At 72.7% G+C, this 19113-nt stretch carries 23 protein-coding genes; 14 read left to right on the top strand and 9 right to left on the bottom strand.

Annotated elements, in window-relative coordinates; genetic code table 11:
• Positions 1-167: 167 nt before the first annotated feature.
• Complete coding sequence (locus ACZ6ZT_RS27395) at positions 168-2402, top strand: acetate--CoA ligase family protein (protein WP_469722639.1); 2235 nt, start codon at positions 168-170, stop codon at positions 2400-2402.
• 255 nt (positions 2403-2657) lie between these two features.
• A complete protein-coding gene (locus tag ACZ6ZT_RS27390) occupies positions 2658-3476 on the top strand; it encodes an enoyl-CoA hydratase/isomerase family protein (protein WP_469722638.1) in 819 nt (272 codons plus the stop codon).
• A gap of 12 nt (positions 3477-3488) precedes the next feature.
• On the opposite strand, the gene ACZ6ZT_RS27385 is transcribed toward ACZ6ZT_RS27390, so the two are convergent.
• On the bottom strand, positions 3489-4283 hold the full coding sequence (locus ACZ6ZT_RS27385; protein WP_469722637.1) for a VOC family protein: 795 nt from the start codon (positions 4281-4283) through the stop codon (positions 3489-3491).
• Positions 4284-4475: 192 nt separating this feature from the next.
• Between ACZ6ZT_RS27385 and ACZ6ZT_RS27380 the strand changes: the two genes are divergently transcribed.
• Positions 4476-5105, top strand: coding sequence for a flavin reductase family protein (locus ACZ6ZT_RS27380; RefSeq protein ID WP_469722728.1), 630 nt, complete (start codon positions 4476-4478; stop codon positions 5103-5105).
• A gap of 55 nt (positions 5106-5160) precedes the next feature.
• On the opposite strand, the gene ACZ6ZT_RS27375 is transcribed toward ACZ6ZT_RS27380, so the two are convergent.
• From ACZ6ZT_RS27375 to ACZ6ZT_RS27365, 3 genes are read right to left on the bottom strand one after another with little or no spacing between them, the layout of a single operon-like run.
• Positions 5161-6228, bottom strand: coding sequence for a Zn-dependent alcohol dehydrogenase (locus ACZ6ZT_RS27375; RefSeq protein WP_469722635.1), 1068 nt, complete (start codon positions 6226-6228; stop codon positions 5161-5163).
• Positions 6225-7439: an acyl-CoA dehydrogenase family protein gene (locus tag ACZ6ZT_RS27370; RefSeq protein ID WP_469722634.1), complete on the bottom strand. Its 1215-nt coding sequence runs from the start codon at positions 7437-7439 to the stop codon at positions 6225-6227. Before ACZ6ZT_RS27370 ends, ACZ6ZT_RS27375 begins: the two co-directional genes overlap by 4 nt.
• An 8-nt stretch (positions 7440-7447) precedes the next feature.
• Positions 7448-8359: an SDR family NAD(P)-dependent oxidoreductase gene (locus tag ACZ6ZT_RS27365; RefSeq protein WP_469722633.1), complete on the bottom strand. Its 912-nt coding sequence runs from the start codon at positions 8357-8359 to the stop codon at positions 7448-7450.
• Positions 8360-8500: 141 nt separating this feature from the next.
• Between ACZ6ZT_RS27365 and ACZ6ZT_RS27360 the strand changes: the two genes are divergently transcribed.
• Together ACZ6ZT_RS27360 and ACZ6ZT_RS27355 are read left to right on the top strand one after the other, a co-directional pair.
• Positions 8501-9427, top strand: a complete 927-nt coding sequence (locus ACZ6ZT_RS27360) for a cyclase family protein (protein ID WP_469722727.1) — start codon at positions 8501-8503, stop codon at positions 9425-9427.
• Positions 9428-9734: 307 nt separating this feature from the next.
• Positions 9735-10280 carry a hypothetical protein gene (locus ACZ6ZT_RS27355; RefSeq protein ID WP_469722631.1) on the top strand — a complete coding sequence of 182 codons (546 nt, stop codon included), beginning with the start codon at positions 9735-9737 and terminating at the stop codon, positions 10278-10280.
• Positions 10281-10389: 109 nt separating this feature from the next.
• Here ACZ6ZT_RS27355 and ACZ6ZT_RS27350 read toward each other — a convergent pair whose 3' ends face one another.
• Positions 10390-10827 (bottom strand): ATP-binding protein, encoded by a 438-nt coding sequence (locus tag ACZ6ZT_RS27350; protein WP_469722630.1) that lies wholly within the window; start codon positions 10825-10827, stop codon positions 10390-10392.
• A gap of 249 nt (positions 10828-11076) precedes the next feature.
• On the opposite strand from ACZ6ZT_RS27350, the gene ACZ6ZT_RS27345 reads away from it, so the two are divergent.
• From ACZ6ZT_RS27345 to ACZ6ZT_RS27305, 9 genes are all read left to right on the top strand, one after another.
• Positions 11077-11928: a Scr1 family TA system antitoxin-like transcriptional regulator gene (locus ACZ6ZT_RS27345; RefSeq protein WP_469722726.1), complete on the top strand. Its 852-nt coding sequence runs from the start codon at positions 11077-11079 to the stop codon at positions 11926-11928.
• Positions 11929-11932: 4 nt separating this feature from the next.
• Positions 11933-12130 (top strand): DUF397 domain-containing protein, encoded by a 198-nt coding sequence (locus ACZ6ZT_RS27340; RefSeq protein WP_469722629.1) that lies wholly within the window; start codon positions 11933-11935, stop codon positions 12128-12130.
• Between the two features lie 276 nt (positions 12131-12406).
• A complete protein-coding gene (locus tag ACZ6ZT_RS27335) occupies positions 12407-12781 on the top strand; it encodes a hypothetical protein (protein ID WP_469722628.1) in 375 nt (124 codons plus the stop codon).
• Positions 12782-12836: 55 nt separating this feature from the next.
• The gene (locus tag ACZ6ZT_RS27330) at positions 12837-13040 is read left to right on the top strand and encodes a DUF397 domain-containing protein (RefSeq protein WP_469722627.1); all 204 of its coding nucleotides are present in this window, start codon (positions 12837-12839) and stop codon (positions 13038-13040) included.
• Between the two features lie 442 nt (positions 13041-13482).
• Positions 13483-13839, top strand: coding sequence for a toxin-antitoxin system YwqK family antitoxin (locus ACZ6ZT_RS27325; RefSeq protein WP_469722626.1), 357 nt, complete (start codon positions 13483-13485; stop codon positions 13837-13839).
• A gap of 5 nt (positions 13840-13844) precedes the next feature.
• The gene (locus tag ACZ6ZT_RS27320; RefSeq protein ID WP_469722625.1) at positions 13845-14489 is read left to right on the top strand and encodes a hypothetical protein; all 645 of its coding nucleotides are present in this window, start codon (positions 13845-13847) and stop codon (positions 14487-14489) included.
• Positions 14486-14851 carry a toxin-antitoxin system YwqK family antitoxin gene (locus tag ACZ6ZT_RS27315; protein WP_469722624.1) on the top strand — a complete coding sequence of 122 codons (366 nt, stop codon included), beginning with the start codon at positions 14486-14488 and terminating at the stop codon, positions 14849-14851. Before ACZ6ZT_RS27320 ends, ACZ6ZT_RS27315 begins: the two co-directional genes overlap by 4 nt.
• 34 nt (positions 14852-14885) lie before the next feature.
• On the top strand, positions 14886-15800 hold the full coding sequence (locus tag ACZ6ZT_RS27310) for a MerR family transcriptional regulator (protein WP_469722623.1): 915 nt from the start codon (positions 14886-14888) through the stop codon (positions 15798-15800).
• On the top strand, positions 15797-16126 hold the full coding sequence (locus ACZ6ZT_RS27305; RefSeq protein ID WP_469722622.1) for a hypothetical protein: 330 nt from the start codon (positions 15797-15799) through the stop codon (positions 16124-16126). Before ACZ6ZT_RS27310 ends, ACZ6ZT_RS27305 begins: the two co-directional genes overlap by 4 nt.
• A 106-nt stretch (positions 16127-16232) precedes the next feature.
• On the opposite strand, the gene ACZ6ZT_RS27300 is transcribed toward ACZ6ZT_RS27305, so the two are convergent.
• The 4 genes from ACZ6ZT_RS27300 to ACZ6ZT_RS27285 form a co-directional block, all read right to left on the bottom strand.
• Entirely contained in the window at positions 16233-16589 is a 357-nt protein-coding gene (locus ACZ6ZT_RS27300; protein ID WP_469722621.1) for an ArsR/SmtB family transcription factor, read from the bottom strand.
• On the bottom strand, positions 16586-17032 hold the full coding sequence (locus ACZ6ZT_RS27295) for an SRPBCC domain-containing protein (protein WP_469722620.1): 447 nt from the start codon (positions 17030-17032) through the stop codon (positions 16586-16588). Before ACZ6ZT_RS27295 ends, ACZ6ZT_RS27300 begins: the two co-directional genes overlap by 4 nt.
• A 291-nt stretch (positions 17033-17323) precedes the next feature.
• Positions 17324-17818 carry an ATP-binding protein gene (locus tag ACZ6ZT_RS27290; protein WP_469722619.1) on the bottom strand — a complete coding sequence of 165 codons (495 nt, stop codon included), beginning with the start codon at positions 17816-17818 and terminating at the stop codon, positions 17324-17326.
• A gap of 379 nt (positions 17819-18197) precedes the next feature.
• Positions 18198-19109: an acyl-CoA dehydrogenase family protein gene (locus ACZ6ZT_RS27285; protein WP_469722618.1), complete on the bottom strand. Its 912-nt coding sequence runs from the start codon at positions 19107-19109 to the stop codon at positions 18198-18200.
• Between the last annotated feature and the right edge of the window lie 4 nt (positions 19110-19113).

The raw sequence follows: 19113 nt of genomic DNA, 5'->3' as shown, positions 1-19113 counted from the left end.
AACAGATCTGGACCGCCCACGGGCCGCTCTGCCACCGTTCACGTACACACACCACCTCCACACCTTTCCGCTGCACCCCTGTTCCTGACGGCGCGTCAGTTCAGTAATCTGACTACGCGTCAGCTATGGATTTCATCGAGGTTCATCGAGCAGGAGCGGGCGGAACGATGCTTGGATCTACTCACGGCACCCTCACCACCGACTTCCGCGCACGTGTCGAGGCCTGCGGGGAGACCCCCAGGACGGCCGTCCACTCCACGGCGGCGCCGTCCGCCGAGGGCGCGGGCGCGCTGGACGTCAGCGGACGGCCCCTGCACTCCGATGTGCCCGACCTGGACCGGTTCTTCCGGCCCGAGTCCGTGGCCGTCGTCGGCGCCTCCGACGCCGACGGCAGACCGAACACGGGCATCACGCGGCAGCTCATCGCCTGGGCCGGGCGCGTCGGCGCCCGCATCCACCCGGTGCACCCCACCCGCGCCAGCGTGTTCGGGCTGCCCTGCCACGCCTCCGTGGCGGACCTGCCCGAACAGGTCGACCTCGCCGTCCTGCTGGTCTCGGACCCGCTCCCCGTCATCGAGCAACTGGCCGACACCAAGGTCAAGTTCGCGGTGGCCTTCGCCTCCGGCTTCGCCGAGACCGGCGAGGCCGGCGCCGCCGCGCAGGCCCGCCTCGCCGCCGCCGTGAAGCGCTCGGGGCTGCGGCTGCTGGGCCCGAACACCAACCTCAACGCCTTCGAGGAGTTCCGCCAGGACCTCGACGGCCCGGCCATCGCGCTCATCACCCAGTCCGGCCACCAGGGCCGCCCCGTCTACACCCTCCAGGAGCTCGGCATCCGCCTCTCCCACTGGGCTCCGACGGGCAACGAGGCCGACCTGGAGACCTCCGACTTCATCTCCTACTTCGCCGAGCGGCCCGAGGTCGGGGCCATCGCCTGTTACGTGGAGGGCCTCAAGGACGGCCGGCAGTTCCTGCTGGCCGCCGACCGGGCCGCCCGGGCCGGGGTCCCCGTCGTCGCCGTCAAGGTCGGCCGCACCGAGACCGGCGCCCGGACGGCCGCCTCCCACACCGGCAAGCTGACCGGGGCCGACACCGTCGTGGACGCCGCGATGCGGCAGTTCGGCGTGATCCGGGTCGACGGGCTCGACGAGCTCCAGGACACCGCCGCCCTGCTCGCCCGCGCCCGGCCCCCGCAGGCGGACGGGGTGGTGGTGTACTCCATCTCCGGCGGCACCGGCGCCCACTTCTCCGACCTCGCCACCGAGGCGGGCCTGACCCTGCCCACCCTCTCCGAGGAGAAGCAGCGCGAGCTGCACCAGTGGATCCCCGACTACCTGGGGGTCTCCAACCCCGTCGACAACGGCGGCCACCCCGTCGGCGACTGGCGGGGCCGCAAGATCATCGACGCGATCCTGGCCGACCCCGCCGTCGGGGTGCTGATCTGTCCCATCACCGGCCCGTTCCCGCCGATGAGCGACAAGCTCGCCCAGGACCTCGTCGACGCGGCCGAAGCGACCGACAAGCTGATCTGCGTGATCTGGGGCTCCCCCGTCGGCACCGAGGAGGCGTACCGCACCACCCTGCTCGGCTCCTCGCGGGTGGCCACGTTCCGTACGTTCGGCAACTGCATCACCGCCGTACGCGCCTACCTCGGCCACCACCGCTTCACCGCCTCCTACCGCTCCCCCTTCGACGAGGCCCCCCGCACCCCCTCCCCCTCCTTCCGCAAGGCCCAGGCGCTGATGCGGCCCGGCCAGCAGCTCAGCGAGCACGCGGCGAAGCAGCTGCTGCGCGCGTACGGGATACGGGTGCCGCGCGAGCAGCTCGTCACCAGCGCGGCGGCGGCCGTCCGGGCGGCGGGGCTGGTCGGCTACCCGGTGGTGATGAAGGCCTCGGGCCCGCAGCTCGGGCACAAGACGGAACTCGGCCTGGTCAAGATCGGGCTCACCTCGGCGAGCCAGATCCGCGACGCGTACCGGGAGCTCACCGACATCGCCCGTTACGAGAACGTCCCGCTGGACGGGGTCCTGGTCTGCCAGATGGTGGAGCGGGGCGTGGAGATGGTCGTCGGCGTCACCCAGGACGACCTCTTCGGACCCACCGTCACCGTCGGACTCGGGGGCGTCCTGGTGGAGGTCCTGCGGGACGCGGCGGTACGGGTGCCGCCCTTCGGGGAGGACCAGGCCCGGCACATGCTGACCGAGCTGCGGGGGCACCCGCTGCTGGAGGGCGTACGGGGGGCGCCGGCGGCGGACGTCGACGCGCTGGTGGAGGTCATCCTCCGGGTCCAGCGGATGGCGCTGGAACTGGGCGACGTCCTCTCCGAGCTGGACATCAACCCCCTGATGGTGCTGCCGCGCGGGCAGGGGGCGGTGGCGTTGGACGCGCTCGCCATCTGCCGCTGACCTGGCCGGTCGTTTCCGTGGCCCCCCGGCCCGGTCCGGGCTGCGGGGGCTCGCGGGTGGCCCCCGGGCCCACGGCGGGTGCGGCGCCGTTCCGGGGGCTCCGCCCCCGCGCCCCCGCGCCTCAAACGCCGGCGGGGCTGTATTCGGCCCCGCACCTCACACCCCGGGGGGCTGTATTCGGCGGCGGTGTGACCCGTACGCGCGAACCGGCAGCCGACGCCCGCCCACCACCTCCACACCGCAGGGAGTCACTCCATGGCCAGCGACGACCCCACCACCCCCACCGATGACGTCCTCCACCGCATCGAGGGCGGTGTCTCCTGGATCACCCTCAACCGGCCGCAGGCCATGAACGCCGTCACCTGGGAGCAGCGTGAGCGGGTCATCGGGCTGCTCGGGGAGGCCTCCGCCGATCCCGGTGTGCGGGCCGTCGTGCTCACCGCCACCGGCAAGGGCTTCTGCGCGGGCGCCGACCTGCGCGGCGGCCCCGCGACCCCGGCCGGGGAGCGGATCGCGGGGGACGTCGCCCGGATGATCCGGCTCGGCGCGCAGCGGCTGATCACCGCCGTCCTGGACTGCGAGAAGCCCGTCATCGCCGCCGTCAACGGCACCGCCGCCGGCATCGGCGCGCACCTCGCCCTCGCCTGCGACCTCGTCGTCGCCGCCGAGGGGGCCCGGTTCATCGAGGTGTTCGTCCGCCGTGGCCTCGTACCCGACGGCGGCGGCGCGTACCTGCTGCCCCGGCTGCTCGGCCCGCAGAAGGCCAAGGAGCTGATGTTCTTCGGGGACGCCGTCCCCGCGGCCGAGGCCGCCCGACTCGGCCTCGTCAACAAGGTGGTGCCGGACGCGGAGCTCACCGCGGCCGCCCGCGCCTGGGCGGAGCGCCTCGCGCAGGGCCCGACCCGTGCGCTGGCGCTGACGAAGCAGCTGGTCAACGCGTCCCTGGACGGGGACCGGGCGGCCGCCCTGGCCGCCGAGGCCACCGCCCAGGAGCTGAACATGTCCACCGCCGACGCGAACGAGGGCGTGGCCAGCTTCGTCGAGCGCCGCGCCCCCACCTACCTCGGGCGCTGAGGCCCGGGTCCGTCACATCCGGGGGTCCGGCTTCAGCAGCGCGAACACCGCGCCGGCCGGGTCCGCGGCCCAGGCGATGCGGCCGACCTGGGGTACGTCCGCGGCCGGCATGAGGACGCTCCCGCCGCCGCCCCGGATCTTCTCGACGGTGCCGTCCACGTCGGCGACGTGGAAGTACGGGACCCAGCGCGGCTTCTCGTCCGACCCGGCGTCCGACCCGGCGCCCTGCGGCGCGACCCCGCCGAAGGAGCCCTGCTCCTGGTCGCCGTCCGCGATGCTGAGCACCTCGTACCGCATGCCGGGCGCCTGCATCTCGGAGTGCCGCCAGCCGAAGAGGCCGGCGTAGAAGGCGATGTCCGCGAGCGGGTCCGGGACGTGCAGCTCCACCCACACCAGGGAGTTCTCCTCGGAGGCCACCTCCAGACCGCCGGTCTTCGCGGGCTGCCAGCACGCGAACTCGGCGCCCTGCGGGTCGGTGAACTGCGCCAGCCAGCCCTCGCCCATGACGTCCATGGGCTCCATCCGTACGGTGCCGCCGCCCTCGCGGACGGCCCGGGCGGTGGCCGCTGCGTCGGGGCTCTGGAAGTGGACCATCCAGGCGGACTTCGCGCCCTCCTCGGTGAGCGGGCCCAGCGCGGCGACGGTCTTGTCCCCGATGCGGAAGAAGCCGTAGCCGCCGGCCTCGGGGCCCGCGGAGGCGAACTCCCAGCCGAAGACCCGGCCGTAGAAGGCGGCGGTCGCCTGGGTGTCGGGGCTGCCGAGATCGAGCCAGTTGGGGGATCCGGTGCGGAAGTCGGTGCCGAGCATGATGCCTCCTGGGAGTGGGCGGGTCCGCGGGTACCGCCCGACACGATGCCGAGCCGCCGTGCGCGCGGACCCGTACGGGCCGTGCGGGGCGGGCCGTTTCACCCGTACGGCGGAGGGGCGCCCCGAACCGGCCCACCCCTTCCCAACTGACGTACCGTCAGGTTCAATCGTCCTGTGATGGGACACGCAGGGATGGCGGCCACCGTCGTCCGATACCTCAGGTCGGTCGGCTCGCCCACCTCCGCGGGGCCGGAGCCGGATCACGTCGACGCCCTGCCCCGCCCCGACCTGCGGGCCGTCGGGGAGGACGAGCGGGCGCCGGTCAGCCCCGCCGAGTTCCGGGCCGTCCTCGGGAACTTCGCGAGCGGCGTCACCGTCATCACCGCCCCGCCCGCCGAGCCCCCCGAGCCGGGTGGGCCCGCCGAGGGCCCGGCCGGATTCGCCTGCCAGTCCTTCGCCTCGCTCTCCCTGGACCCGCCCCTGGTCACCTTCATGGTGGCCCGTACGTCGACCACCTGGCCGCGGATCGCCCGCGCCGGGGTGTTCTGCGTCAACATCCTCGGGGCCGACCAGGGCGAGCTGTGCCGGGCCTTCGCGGTCAGCGGCGCCGACAAGTTCGCGGGCATCGCCTACCGGCCCGCCCCGGCCACCGGAGCCCCGCAGCTGGCGGACGTGCCCGCCTGGATCGACTGCCGGATCCACGCCGTCCACACCGGCGGGGACCACCTGATCGTGGTGGGCCGGGTCGAGGCCATGGGTGCGGCCGGCGAGGGCGCCCCGCTCCTCTTCCACAAGGGCCGCTTCGGCCGCCTGGCCGACTGAGCGCCGGGGTCCGGCCCCCGCCCCCGAAAGGGCGGGGCCCGGACCGCCCAGCGGGTCAGAAGGTCAGCACCCCGCGTGCCACCCGGCCGTGTCTGGCGTCGTCCACCGCCTTCGCGAAGTCCTCGACCGGGTAGGTCTCCGTCACCAGTTCGTCCAGCAGCAGCCGGCCCTGCCGGTAGAGGTCGGCGTACAGGGCGATGTCGCGCTGCGGGCGCGAGGACCCGTACCGGCAGCCCATGATCGTCTTGTCCAGGTACATGGACGAGACGAGGAACGACGCCTCCTCCCGGAAGCCCGGCACGCCCAGCAGCACCGCCTGTCCGTGCCGGTCCAACAGGTCGACGGCCTGCCGGATCAGCTTGACGTTGCCCACGCACTCGAAGGCGTGGTCCGCGCCCGTCGGCAGGATCTCGCGCACCGCCGCCGAGGAGTCGGGGACGGCGGACGCGTCGATGAAGTGCGTGGCGCCGAACTGCCGGGCCACCGCCTCCTTCGCCGGGTTCGCGTCCACCGCCACGATGGTGCCGGCCCCGGCGATCCGGGCGCCCTGGAGGACATTGAGGCCGATCCCGCCGGTGCCGATGACGACCACCGACTCCCCCTGGCCGACCTTCGCCCGGTTCAGCACCGCGCCGACGCCCGTGAGCACCCCGCAGCCGATCAGCGCCGCCGAGGCGGCCGGGATGCCGGCGGGGATCTTCACCGCCTGGACGGCCTTGACGATCGTGCGCTCCGCGAACGCCGAGTTGGAGGCGAACTGGTACAGCGGCTTCCCGCCCCGGGAGAAGGGCCGGCCGGGCATCCCGATCGCCTTGCGGCACATCGTCGGCCGCCCCCGGTCGCAGTCGGCGCACGCCCCGCAGTTCGCGAGGGTGGACAGCGACACGTGGTCGCCCGGCGCCACGTGCGTGACCCCCGCGCCGACCTCCTCCACCACCCCGGCGCCCTCGTGCCCGAGCACCACCGGCGGCGGGAACGGGATCGTCCCGTCGATCACCGAGAGGTCGCTGTGGCACAGCCCGGCCGCCGATATCGCGACCAGCACCTCCCCCGGCCCGGGATCCCGGATCTCCAGGTCGTCGACCACCTGGGCCTGCTTGCCGTCGAACACGACGCCTCTCACCTGGGCTCCTTAGGCAGGCCGAGCACCCGCTCGGCGATGATGTTCCGCTGGATCTCGTCCGAACCGCCGTAGATCGTGTCGGCCCGGGTGAACAGGAACAGGCGCTGCTCCTCGTCGAGCCCGTCCTCGTACGCCGCCCCCCGCTCCCACGGCCCCGGCCCGGCCGTCGCCGCCGCGCCCCGGACGGCCACCGCCAGCTCGCCGAGCCGCCGGTGCCAGCCGCCCCACAGCAGCTTGGCCACGCTGGGCGCGCCCGGATCGCCGCCGCCCGGGTCCCCCGCGCTGCCCAGGGTGCGCAGCGCGTTCCACCGCATGGTGCGCAGCTCCGCCCACTGCCGTACGAGACGGGCGCGCAGGACGGGATCCGGCGCGCCCGAGGCCGCGTACGCGCCGACGATGCGCTCCAGTTCGGCGGCGAAGCCGATCTGCTGGACGAGGGTGGAGACCCCGCGTTCCAGGGCGAGCAGTCCCATGGCGACGCTCCAGCCGTCGCCCTCGCCGCCGACGGTCTCCTCGGCGACGGCGCCGTCGAAGAAGACCTCGTTGAACTCCGCCGTGCCGGACATCTGCCGGATCGGGCGGACCTCGACGCGGCCCGGCTGGTCCATCCGTACGAGGAGGAAGGACAGGCCGTGGTGGCGGCGCGAGCCGGGTTCGGTGCGCGCCAGCACGAAGCACCAGTCGGCTTCGCGGGCGAGGGAGGTCCAGATCTTCTGGCCGGTGACGCGGTGGCGCCCGTCCGCCGGGTCGCGGACGGCGGCCGTACGGATCGCGGCGAGGTCGGATCCGGCGCCGGGTTCGCTGTAGCCCTGGCACCACAGTTCCTCGCCGCGGGCGATGCCGGGCAGGTAGCGGGCCTGCTGGTCGGGGGTGCCGTGGGCGATGAGGGTGGGGGCGAGGAGGTTCTCCCCGATGTGGCCGACGCGGCCGGGCGCGCGCAGCGCCGCGTACTCCTCGGCCCACACCACCTGGCCGGTGAGGGAGAGCCGGCGCTGCCCGTGGGCGCCGTCGGGGACCTCCCAGCCCTGGCCGATCCAGCCGCCGCGGCCGAGCTCGCGTTCCCAACTGCGGCGGGCGGCGACCGCCTCGTGCTCGCTGCCCGGGCCGCCGAGGCCGCGGGCGTCCTCGTACGGGCCCACGAGGTGCTCGGTGAGCCAGGCGCGGGCCCGGGCGCGCAGTTCCTCGTCCTCGGCCCCGAAGCTGAAGTCCACGCCGCCCCTTACGCGTTGGGGCGGTCCTTGGCGGCCGCCGCCCTGGCCATGGCTTCCAGCTGTGCGAGCAGGGGCATCGGGTCGGTGCCCACCGTCCCGGGCAGGAAGTCGGCGATCTTCTCGGGGGTCCAGGCGCCGTCGGCGTAGGCGGCGCGCAGTTCGCGGGGCTGCGCCCAGACGGCGATCTTGGGGCCGGCGATCGTGTAGACCTGCCCGGTGATGCCCTCGGCCTTGGCACGGTCGCTGAGGAGGTAGGTGACGAGGGCGGCGACGTCCTCGGGTTCGCCGATCTCCTTGAGCTCCATGGGCACGTTGGCGGACATACGGGTGCGGGCGACGGGGGCGACGGCGTTGGCGGTGACCCCGTACTTGCTCAGGCCCAGGGCGGCGCTGCGGACCAGGGAGATGATCCCGCCCTTGGCGGCGCTGTAGTTGGCCTGGGCGACGGAGCCCTGGTGGTTGCCGCTGGTGAAGCCGATGAGGGTGCCGGTGCCCTGCTTGCGCATGACGGCGGAGGCGGCGCGGAAGACGGTGAAGGTGCCCTTGAGGTGGGTGGCGACCACGGGGTCCCATTCCTGCTCGGACATGTTGAACAGCATCCGCTCGCGCAGGATCCCGGCGACGCAGACGACGCCGTCGACGCGCCCGTACTCGGCGAGGGCGGTGTCGACGATGCGCTGGCCGCCCGCCATGGTGGAGATGTCGTCCGCGACGGCGACGGCCTGCCCTCCGGCGGCGGTGATCTCCTTGACCACTTCCTCGGCGACCTCACTGGTGGGCTCGCCGCCCTCGATCCCCACGCCGTAGTCGTTGACGACGACCCGGGCGCCCTCGGCGGCGGCGGCGAGTGCCACGGCCCGCCCGATGCCCCGGCCCGCGCCGGTGACGGCGACGACCTTGCCTGCCAAGAAGTTCCCCACGTCCGGCCCCTTCCCGCGTTTTCTGACGGTCCGTTAGATTCTATGACCAGCCGGATCCCTTCGCACAAGCCCCCGGCGGCCGCGGACCGTTGCCGGCGGGGCCGCGGCACCCGCCGAGGAACCGAGGAGCTGATGGAAGCCATGACCCTGCCCGCCGAGTTCCACGAGATCGCCAAACGCGTCAACAACTGGGGCCGTTGGGGCGCCGACGACGAGATCGGCACCCTGAACCTGATCACGGGCGAGGTCGTCCGGGCGGCCGCCGCCGAGGTCCGTACGGGCCGCCGGATCCCGCTCGCGCTGCCGCTGCGGGAGGACGGGGTGCAGGCCGGCCTGATCCCGGGCCGGATCAACCCGCTGCACACGATGGTCCAGATCAACCAGGAGATCTTCGGCCCCGGGACGGTGGCGTGCAGCGACGACGCCGTGACGATGGGCCTCCAGTCGGCCACCCACTGGGACGCCCTGACGCACGTCTCGCACTCGGGCCGCATCTACAACGGCCGCCCCGCGTCCACGATCACCGCGCACGGGCGCGCCGAGTTCAGCGGCATCGACAAGGCCACCCCCATCGTCTCGCGCGGGGTCCTGCTGGACGTGGCCCGCGCGAAGGGCCTGGACCGGCTGCCGGGGGGCCACGCGGTCACCCCGGAGGACCTGGCGGAGGCGGAGGAATTCGGCCGGGTCACCGTACGGGCGGGGGACGTGGTCCTGGTCCGGACCGGCCAGATCCAGGTCTACCTGGCGGGCGACAGGCACGGCTACGGATTCCCGTCGCCCGGGCTGTCCGTGCGCACCCCGGAGTGGTTCCACGCGCGGGACGTGGCGGCGGTCGCGAACGACACCCTGACCTTCGAGATCTTCCCGCCGGAGATCGAGAACCTGTGGCTGCCGGTGCACGCGCTCGACCTGGTGGAGATGGGCATGCACCAGGGCCAGAACTGGAACCTGGAGGAACTGTCCACAGCCTGTGCGGAAGCGCGCCGCCACTCCTTCCTCCTCTCCGCGATGCCGGAACCCTTCACGGGCGGCACGGGCACACCGGTGGCCCCGGTGGCGGTCCTCTGAGGGGGTTCGCCCGGTTTGCACCACGCGCCCGGCGCGGCCCCGCACCCCTCGGGCCGGGCGGGCGGAACGCCCACGCCAGGCCCCGCAGAACCGTTACGGCGTGCGCTGCGACGCCCGTACTCCCGTACGAGAGGCCTGAGGTCGACGAGACGGACGGCAACCGCCGATACACCCACCAACGCCCGACAAAGCCCCCTTCGCGACCGATTCCACCCTTCATGGGCCTCTACGCCTCCGAAAGGATGGTTCGCGTCACCGAGTCGCTCCCCGGGCGCACGTCCGGGATCAGACGCAGAGGGGGACCACCATGTCAGCGCGTACGGCCCTGGCGCTCATGACCGCTACGGCGGCCCTGCTCGCGGGGCCCGTCCTGTCCGCCCAAGCCTCGACCGCCACCCCGGCCGCCACCTCGACCGCTTACGCCGCGCAGGCGCGGGCCGCCGGCCTCACCGACCAGCAGGCCGGACAGCTCCAGCGCCGGGTCGACGCCGCCCTCGCGGCGGACCCGGCGGCCCGCCAGGTCTCCGCCAACACCCTCACCACCGCCGGCGGCACTCTCACCGTCGCCATCCCGGGCCGCGCGGAAACCCGCGACCCGGCCGCCCCCGACACGGCCCTGGCGTGCAACGACGGCCACCTGTGCATCACCGACGGGCGGGGCTATACCTACGACTACTACCGCTGCGGCTCCTACGACTTCGACGGCATCGGCAACGGCACGTTCAACAACAACCAGACCTCCGGCACCCGGGCCCGCTTCTACAACGTTGACGGCAGCGAACGCTGGTCGAACGTGGCGAAGTCCACCGGCACCGCCACCTGGACCCCGATCTACAACATCCGCCCCTGCTGACCCCCTCCCCACCCCGGCGCCCGAGCCCCCGCCCACCCCCGGGCGACCGGCTCGGGCGCCGGCGCGTACCGCCGTACGGCACCGGGGGGCCGCCGGGCCGCGTGCCCCCTCAGCTCTCTGCCCACGCCCCCACCGCGAAGCTGAACCAGACGGCCTTGACGCAGTCGCCCTGCGCCACCGCGGCCCAGTCGTCGGCGCAGGCGGCGACGAGCAGGAGCCCGCGCCCCCGGGTGGCCAGCGGCGCCGGCGCGCCGCGCTCCGGCCACCGCTCGGGGGCGCAGTCGTACACGGAGACGGTGACCCGCCCGGTCGCGAGGACGACCTCGACGGCGACCTCGGGCGTATCGGTGTGCCGGTAGGCGTTGGTCACCACCTCGGACGCACACAGCCGCGCCCGCTCCCCCAACCCCCCGTACCCGGCGGCCCCCAGCACGGACACCACCCAATCCCGCGCCACCCCCACGGCCTCGGGCCGCCTGGGCACGACCATCCGATAGGTCAGGGATGGCCCGGGGTCAGGCTGTTGCACCAGGACGCTTCCGTTCATGACGCTCCTCCCACTGCGGTACGAGTTCGCGCCCCGCCTGCCTGCGCGCCGTGGCCATGGCTCACCCGGAACCCACGCGACAACGCGTGCGGGCGGCTGCACTTCGGTCTTATCGCCGTACGAGGCGGTGCGGGAACCGACTGTAGCCATTCCGTCACACAGTTTCTACGCCATCCGTAGAATCTATGCGACGTGTGGACCTCGTTCCCGACCACAGGACAAGATGAGAGCCGACAGGAGGGGACGCCGATGCCGCCAAGGAAGGCTCCGACCGCCCGGCAGCGCCGATTGGGCAGTGAGCTCCGCAAGATCCGGGAACACGCAGGCATCTCCATGACCGATGCCGCATCCCAACTGAGTACCGACCGGACCAACATGAGCAACATCGAGAGCGGTCGGTTCGGCGTCAGCAGCGAACGCGTGCGCGCCTGGGCGCGGCACTACGGCTGCCCCGACGCGGCTTACGTGGAAGCCCTCGCGGCCATGGCCGACGAACGCGGCCGGGGGTGGTGGGACGACTACCGCGACGACCTCCCGGCAGATCTGCTCGACCTGTGCGAACTAGAACACCACGCGAAGGCGCTCCGCAGCGTGCAGATCATGCACATGCCCGGGTTGTTGCAGACCGAGGACTATGCCCGCGCGGTGTTCGAGGAGGCCGTTCCGTCGCTACGTCCGCCGGACCTACGCCGCCACCTTTCACTGCGGATGCGGCGCCGGGACGTACTCGACCGCAAGGACACGCTCAGTTGCGTGTTCCTGATCCACGAGGCCGCCCTGCGCATGAGGTTCGGCGGCCGCAAGGTCACCTCTCATCAGCTCGACTACCTGCTGGATCAGTCCGAGCGGGACAACCTGACCGTCCGCGTGGTTCCCTTCGAAGCCGGGGGCTTCCCCAACGCCGGGGGCCCGACGCTCTATGCCCACGGTCCGGTGCCCCAGCTGGACACGGTCCAGACCGACGTCCCGACCGGCAGCATGGTGCTGGACGCCGAAACGCGACTCGCCAACTACCGCGCGGTTCTGGACCGGACCGAGGAGCGAGCGCTCGACCCGAAACGGTCTCGCGATTTCATCCGCGAGATGGCGCAACAACTGTGAAGGCGTGAGAACAGTGGAAATCCAATGGCGCAAGTCCTCGAAGTCCGCCGATACGGGCAACTGCCTGGAAGTCGCGATACAGGACGGCGAGATCCTCATGCGCGAGAGCGACGATCCCGGCGTGGTGATCAGGACGTCCCGGGCGAAGCTCAGGGCATTCATCGACGGGGCTGCCGCAGGCGAGTTTGACGACCTCGCCTGACCGCCGCCCGCCGGCCCCCCGTCCGCCAGGGACGGGGGGCCGCGTCATGCGCGGCCTCACCACAGGTTGGCATATGCCGTATCACTCGTTAGACGTCGAACGGTCGCTACGGCTACGTAGCTCACGCTAGCGTCGAAGCGCGCCGTTCGGCACCGCTCGCGGCGGCGCAACTCCCCTTGAACCTGCGCCAGTTCGGGGGAGTGCAACTGTTGCCCCCTTCCGGCCGCTCGTCACGGCCCGAAGGGGGCAGCGCCCCGCGACGGCAGGAGAGCGTCCATGCACGCGCACCCGCGTACCCGCACCCACCCAACGCCCGTCCGGACCGGATACTGGTTCGAGGCCCTGTGCCATCCGGATGCCTACGACCGGCCCCCCGAGCTGCTCTACCGGGTCATGGTGGACACCCCGGAGCACGCCGTCCGCCTGATCCGCCTCCAGATCAGCACCACGCACCCCTTCGCCCTGACCCCCGACGAAGTCACCCGCGCCCGCGCCTGGGCCGACGGCGGCGGCCGCGTCCAGGCCCTCGCCGCCCTCCACGAACCCGCCGGCTTCAGCATCGTCCTGCGCGACGGCACCCGCCCGGAATGGCGCGTCCGCCCCGTCCGCACCCTGGCCCTGACCCCGAACTGCCCACAGCAGAAGCTGTAAGCGTAAGACTTGGGGGTACATCGACCGCATCTCTCAGGAAGTGTGGGCACAGCGCATGACCGACGGAATCAATTGGCAGAAGTCTTCATTCTCGGGACCGGACGACAACCAAAGCTGCGTCGAGCTGGCATCCGTCGCTGGTGGGATCAAGCTGAGGGAGAGTGACGAGCCGGACGTGGTCGTGACCACGACGGTGGAGAAGCTGCGCGCCTTCGTCCTCGGCGTCAAGGCCGGAGAGTTCGACCACCTCGTGGACTGACGCGTTCGCCTGGGCCCCACCCACTTGGCTCCGCCGCAGGCGACCCGTGTCCTCAGCTGAAGACGACGTGGGGCACGCCTGCGGCGGTGGCCGCGTCGACGAGGGCGAGATTCACGACCCCTCCGACCGAGTACATGCCCGGCGCTCCGGTGGCCTTCTTTCGTGACCCCGAAGGCCACTCCTTCGAGCTCGGCCAGCACGCTTAAAGCCCCTGGACGAAGCGTTCCGCACCCGTACTCTTCGGCGGTGACGGGCGCGCGTCCGATGTCTGGTCCGGCTACGAGCCTACGAGCCGCATTCGAAGCGAGTAGTCCGACGTCGAGGCGGAACACCTCTGGGTGGGAGCGGCTGCACGCCGCTCGCGCGCGCAAATGCGCTGGCGGCAGCGGCGCCGGGCGACGGACGATGGACGCCGGGGCCCCCGACCTGCCGAAGGGAAGAAATGAAGCGGATCGATACCGACGACCCGGACGTAGACATGGACTACGGGATGCGGATCCTCTACCAGGGCGAGCTGTACACCGGTGAGGTCGCCGAGTATGAGGGGGAGCAACTGGTGGGCCTGGACGTGTACCAGGACGGAATACAGAACGGCTCGTCTCAAGCCTGGTACTCAGACGGGAGGTTGCGACTTCAGGGGACCGTCCGCCTAGGCATGCCCAAGGGCGAGTTCCAGGAGTGGCACCAGAACGGCACGCTCAAGTGCCGAAAGTTCTTCGATGACGGCCCCTACTCCCTCAGTGAGCAGACCGTCTGGGACGAGGCAGGCCGCCTGGTACGCGACTGGAAGCGCGGGTAGGGCCAGTGCCGTTGCTGCTACGTGCGCCGAAGCCGAGCGGTTCCTGGTTCTGGGACCTCGATGAGGTGAGCGAGCCCGGGCTGGAGCCGGCGCTGGCGACGGCCGCCCGGATGACGGGGGTGCTGTCCGGGCACGGGCTGCTCACACCGCAGGCCCTGGAGTGGAGCTGGTTCGAGGTCGGCGTGGGCGGACTCGGCATCGACAGCGGGCTGAGCCTCCTGCGCAGGTCCCTCACCGACGCGGACCTGGCGGACCAGATCCGGGCCTGTCGGCCGGTGGGTCATCCGGGGGCGGAGATGACGGGGTTCCACGTCGTCGGCTCGGGGACGTGGTTCGACGCCGAGGGCCTCGCCCGTACGGAAGGGCGCCTGGTGGAACTGCTGGTGTCACCCGACGCGATCGGGCCGCACGCGGAAGTTTCCGTACACCACGACGTCTGGGCCACCTGCGACTTCCACGGCACCCCGCACCCCACCGTGCACGCCCGCAACGCAGCCCGCCTCGCGGCGGCCCTGCGGGAACTCGACGCCCTGCTGGGCATCACGGCCGAGCCGGGGGAACCCACCTACTTCGGCGTACCCGAGCCCTACGGGATCCAGGCCGCGGAACTGGTCGGCGGCCGGGGCCCCGACCTCACGGACCTCATGTGAGGACGATCGACATCGACGCCCCGGACGTCGACATGGACGACGCGCTACGACTCCTCCACCAGGGCGAGCCGTACACGGGTGAGGTCGTGGAGCACCTGGGCGGCGCCCTCGTCAGCCAGGACACGTACGTCGACGGCCGCCCGCACGGCCTCTCCCGCTCGTGGCACCGGGACGGCACACCGGAGGCCGAGGGCATGCTGAGGAACGGGCGACCGGTCGGCGAGCACAGGGAATGGCACCCCGACGGCACCCTGAAGTCACGGCAGGTCTTCGACGGGAACGGCCTCGCCCTCCTGGCAGAGGACCACTGGGACGAGACCGGCCACCGGACGAAATCGTGGCGGCTCCCCGAGGGAGGTTGAGTCTCCCGCGAGGGGAGACGGCACAGTGACGGGCATGGACAGCGACAGGCTCTACTCCATCGGGGAGTTGTCCCGGCGGACCGGGCTCACGGTCAAGACGATCCGGTTCTACTCCGACCGGGGCATCGTCCCGCCGACCGACCGCACCCCGGCGGGATACCGGCTCTACGGCGCCGACGCGCTCGCCCGCCTCGACCTGGCCCGTACGCTGCGCGATCTCGGGCTCGACCTGGCCACCGTACAGCGGGTGCTGGACCGGGAGGTGTCCCTCCCGGAGGTCACGCGAGCGCACGCCGACGCCCTGGACGTGCAGATCCGGACCCTGCTCCTGCGTCGCGCCCTACTCCGCGCGGTCGCCGGACTCGACCGCCCCACCCCTCTGGAGATGGACCTCGTGCACCGACTCGCCACGCTCACCCGGACCGAACGCCACCGGCTCGTCGTCGACTTCATCGACGCCGCCTTCACCGGCCATCACGGCAACCCCGAGTTTGCGTTCCTGATGCGGTCCGCCCTGCCCGAACTCCCCGAAGGGCCCACGCCCGAGCAGGTCGGTGCCTGGGTCGAACTCGCCGGCCTCTGCCGGACCCCGGACTTCCGCGCCGCGATCCGGCGTACGGCCGAGGAGCAGGTGGCCGCGCTTTCCCGGACGGACGTCCCGGCCCTGCACGAAGCCCTCGACCGGGCGATCCGCGCCCGCATCGACGAGGCGCTGGACGCGGGCCTGCTGCCGGCCACCACCCTGGACACCACCCCGGGCGGGCTCTACGCCCAGGCGTTCGAGCACGCCGAGGAGGGCGCCCTGGGCCACTGGCTCCTCGCCCGCCTGTGGCCGAGCGCCGACCCGCTCGTGGACCGCTACTGGACGCTCCTGGCCACGGTCAACGGCTGGCCCCCCTCAGCCACCCTGGCCCCCGTGCACTCCTGGTTCACCGGAGCGGCGGCATGAGGACGCGAAGCCTGGCCTTCGCGCTATACGTGGACGTCGAGGGGCTGGAGCGGGTGCGGGGGCTCGTCAGGGAGGCCGTGGAGACCCGTAGTGCCCGTGTCGTCGGCATGAGCGCCGTCCCGGCCGACGGGTTCGGGTTCCTCGCACAGCAGTGGGACGTGGAGCATCCCGGACAGAGCAGGGGCGCGCGCCGGCCGGTCGAGTTGCGGGTGCGACTGGTGTGTTCCCTGCGGACGCGCAGGGGGCTCCGTAAGACGGTGATCGCCGCTCTGTGCCCGGAGGGGCGGGCGGAACACGTCTGCCCCGTCCCATGGATGGCGCTCTGAGCCGGGGGGGGGAGGGACGGCGTGAAGCCTTCGGCGCCGGTGGTGGCGGCGGCCCCGCCGGACGGGCGGCCACCATCGGTTCGGGGCGCCCGTCCGGACGGGCCGGTTACGCCGGGTCCCCGTCCGGGGGCTTCGGGAGTTCCGCCAGGTGTTTGATGCGGGACAGGCGGCGGTCCCAGTCGGTGGCAAGGGCGGCCATCCAGCGGGCCGTCGCGTCCAGGGCCGCGGGCCGGACCGTGTAGCGGACCTCGCGGCCCACCCGGCCGCCGCGCACCAGGCCGGCGGCCTCCAGTACCGCGAGGTGTTTGACGACCGCCTGGCGGGATACGGGGACCCCCTCGGCCAGCGTGGTCGCGGTGGCCTCACCCCGGGCGGCGAGGAGGTCGAGCAGCTGGCGTCGCGTGGGGTCGGCCAGGGCGGCGAGCACGGAGTCCACGCCCGCCGCCGGGTCGGCGTCCGTCACGCCGGCGCCCCCTGTGCCCGCGCCTTGAACGCGTCGAGCACCTGCGCCCAGCCGCCCGTGTTGTCCTCCACCGCCTTGCCGCGCAGCTCCTCCGAGCCGGCGAGCGCCGCGAAGCCGCTCTCCACGACGCGCAGCCGGGTCCCGCCGCCCTCCGGCGTCAGCGTGAACTCCACGAGGGTGCTGTTGTCGCCGCGCAGGTCCTCGCCGGGGAAGGCGCTGGCCCAGCGGTACGCCACGTACGTCTGCGGCTCGACCTTCTCCACGCGTACGGGGAAGTCCCCGTACTCAGCGTTCTTCGCCACCACCGACTCCCCCTCCCGGGCGACGGTGCCGGCCGCGGCCTGCGGCTCGGCCACCCAGAAGCCGGGTTCGGTCACCAGCGACCAGACCCGCTCCAGGGGTGCTTCGATCAGGATTTCGCGTGCGATCCGGTCCTGGATCATGACGAGCCTCCTCCGTCTGGCCGACGAACCATAGGTGCAACTTCAGGGTTGCACATCCATGCCTCATGAGCAACCTAAGGGTTGCAGGTCGGGTCAGAGCCGTCGCGGCCGACAGGCACGAAGAACCGGAAGAAACTACGGGTGGCGGCGTGCGGTCGTGCACGCCCCGAGCGCGGCACGGCAGCCGCCACCCCACGACCCGCACTCGTCAAGGCAGGACCCTTGGCGTCCCCTCGCGACGAATCGCTCACCACCAGGGTGATCACCATGTGACGAGCCGTCAACACCTCGTTAGAGGTACACGCGGGGTTCCCGCCTCCGGGCAAAGTTTTCGTCCGGACGGGTCGCCGTCCCGCCCGCCGCCGACGGCTCCGACCGGCCGGTCTCGGCCCGGCCGGTCTCCGCCCGGTCGATCTCGCACCAGATGCGTTTGCCCGCGCCCTCGCGCTGCCAGCCCCACCGGTCCGCGAGCCCGTCCACCAGCTCCAGGCCCCGCCCGCCCGTGTCGTCACCGGCGGCCTGCCGGGGCGCCGGCGCCCGGTCGCTCGCGTCGGCGACCTCGACCCGCACCCCCGGCCCCCCGAACAGCATCCGCAGCACGGCCGGACAGCCCGTGTGCACGACCGCGTTCGTTACCAGCTCCGAGATCAGCAGGATCAGCGTCTCGGCCAGCGGTTCGTCGTCCCCTATCCCCGACCCCGCCAGCCTGGACCGGGCCCACCGGCGGGCCCGGCCGACCTCGGCGGGGTCCGGTCCTACTTCCAGCTGTACCTGAAGCCCCTGCACCGCTCACACCATCCGAACCGGCGGACACTTCGCCTCGCGACAGGACGGGATCACCGACCGTGATCCCCTTGCCGAGCAGCATGGTTGACATACAGTCACCACAACAAGCGCTTCGGGCATATTCCAGCGCGAAGGAGTAGGCGTGGTGCATACTGTGCGACGCTCACGCCGCTCAACCGCTCGCATTCGTGGGAGCGTACCCGAGCACACCCCTGCCTCCGGCCCGGATCGGGGCGCACGAAGGACACAAACCGATATCAACTCTCTGTAATCGGACATGCGTCCCGCCTCGTTCCTCCCGTATCGGATCACGCCCGAACCGCACCCGGACCGCACGCGGCCCATGCGCCGCCATCACGCGCAGCTACCACCGGCTCTCCTACCCAGCCGACTCCTCCAGCAGCCGCCGCGCGAGCAGTTCCTCCGCCACCGCCGCCGTCCGCCACTGCCGCGCCCGCACCCACGCCCGCTTCAGGTGCAGGTGGATGTCCGCCTCCCAGGTGAAGCCCATCCCGCCGTGCACCTGGAGGCAGTCCCGGGCGCCGCGCACCGCCGCCTCGTCGGCGAGCAGCTTGGCCGCCGCGATCTCCGCGCCGTCCGCCGTGACCGCCGCCGCGTACACCGCCGTACGGGCCAGCTGGGCCCGCACCAGCATCCCCGCGCACAGGTGCTTGACCGCCTGGAACGCCCCGATGGGCTGCCCGAACTGCTCGCGCTCCCCCGCGTACCGCACCGCGAGCTCCACCGTCGCGAGCGCGCTCCCCGCCTGGAGGGCCGCCGTCAGCAGCGCCCCCTCCTCCCGGTGGGCCGCCGGCTCCCCGGCGGGGACGGCACCGGCGCCCACCCGCCACAGCGGGGTCAGCGGGTCCGCCGAAGCGACCGGATCACCGGCGGGGACGGCGCCCCCGCCGAGCAGCGCGTCGGCCTCGCCCAGGTGGGCCACCAGCGGCCCGTCCAGGTCGAAGGCGGTGACCACGGCGGTCCCTTCCGCCGCCCCCGGGACCGCCCCGGCCGCCAGGTGGGTGGCCACCAGCGGCCCCGGCAGCAGCGCCCGCCCGGCCTCCTCGAAGACCAGGACCGCCTCGGGCAGGCCGAGCCCCACCCCGCCGCGCTCCTCCGGCAGGCGCAGCGCGAAGAAGCCCGCCGCGCCCAGCTCCCGCCACAGGTCCCGGTCGAGGGCGCCCCCGGCGTCCACCGACGCCCTCAGGGCCTCGCGGCCGTACCGCCCCGCGAGCAGGTCCCGGACGCCCGCCCGCAGGTCCCGCTGCTCCTGCGTCGGCTGGAAGTCCATGGCG

This window comes from Streptomyces sp. NPDC102258 (assembly GCF_055584685.1).
This window is presented reverse-complemented; position numbering and strand designations above follow the sequence as displayed.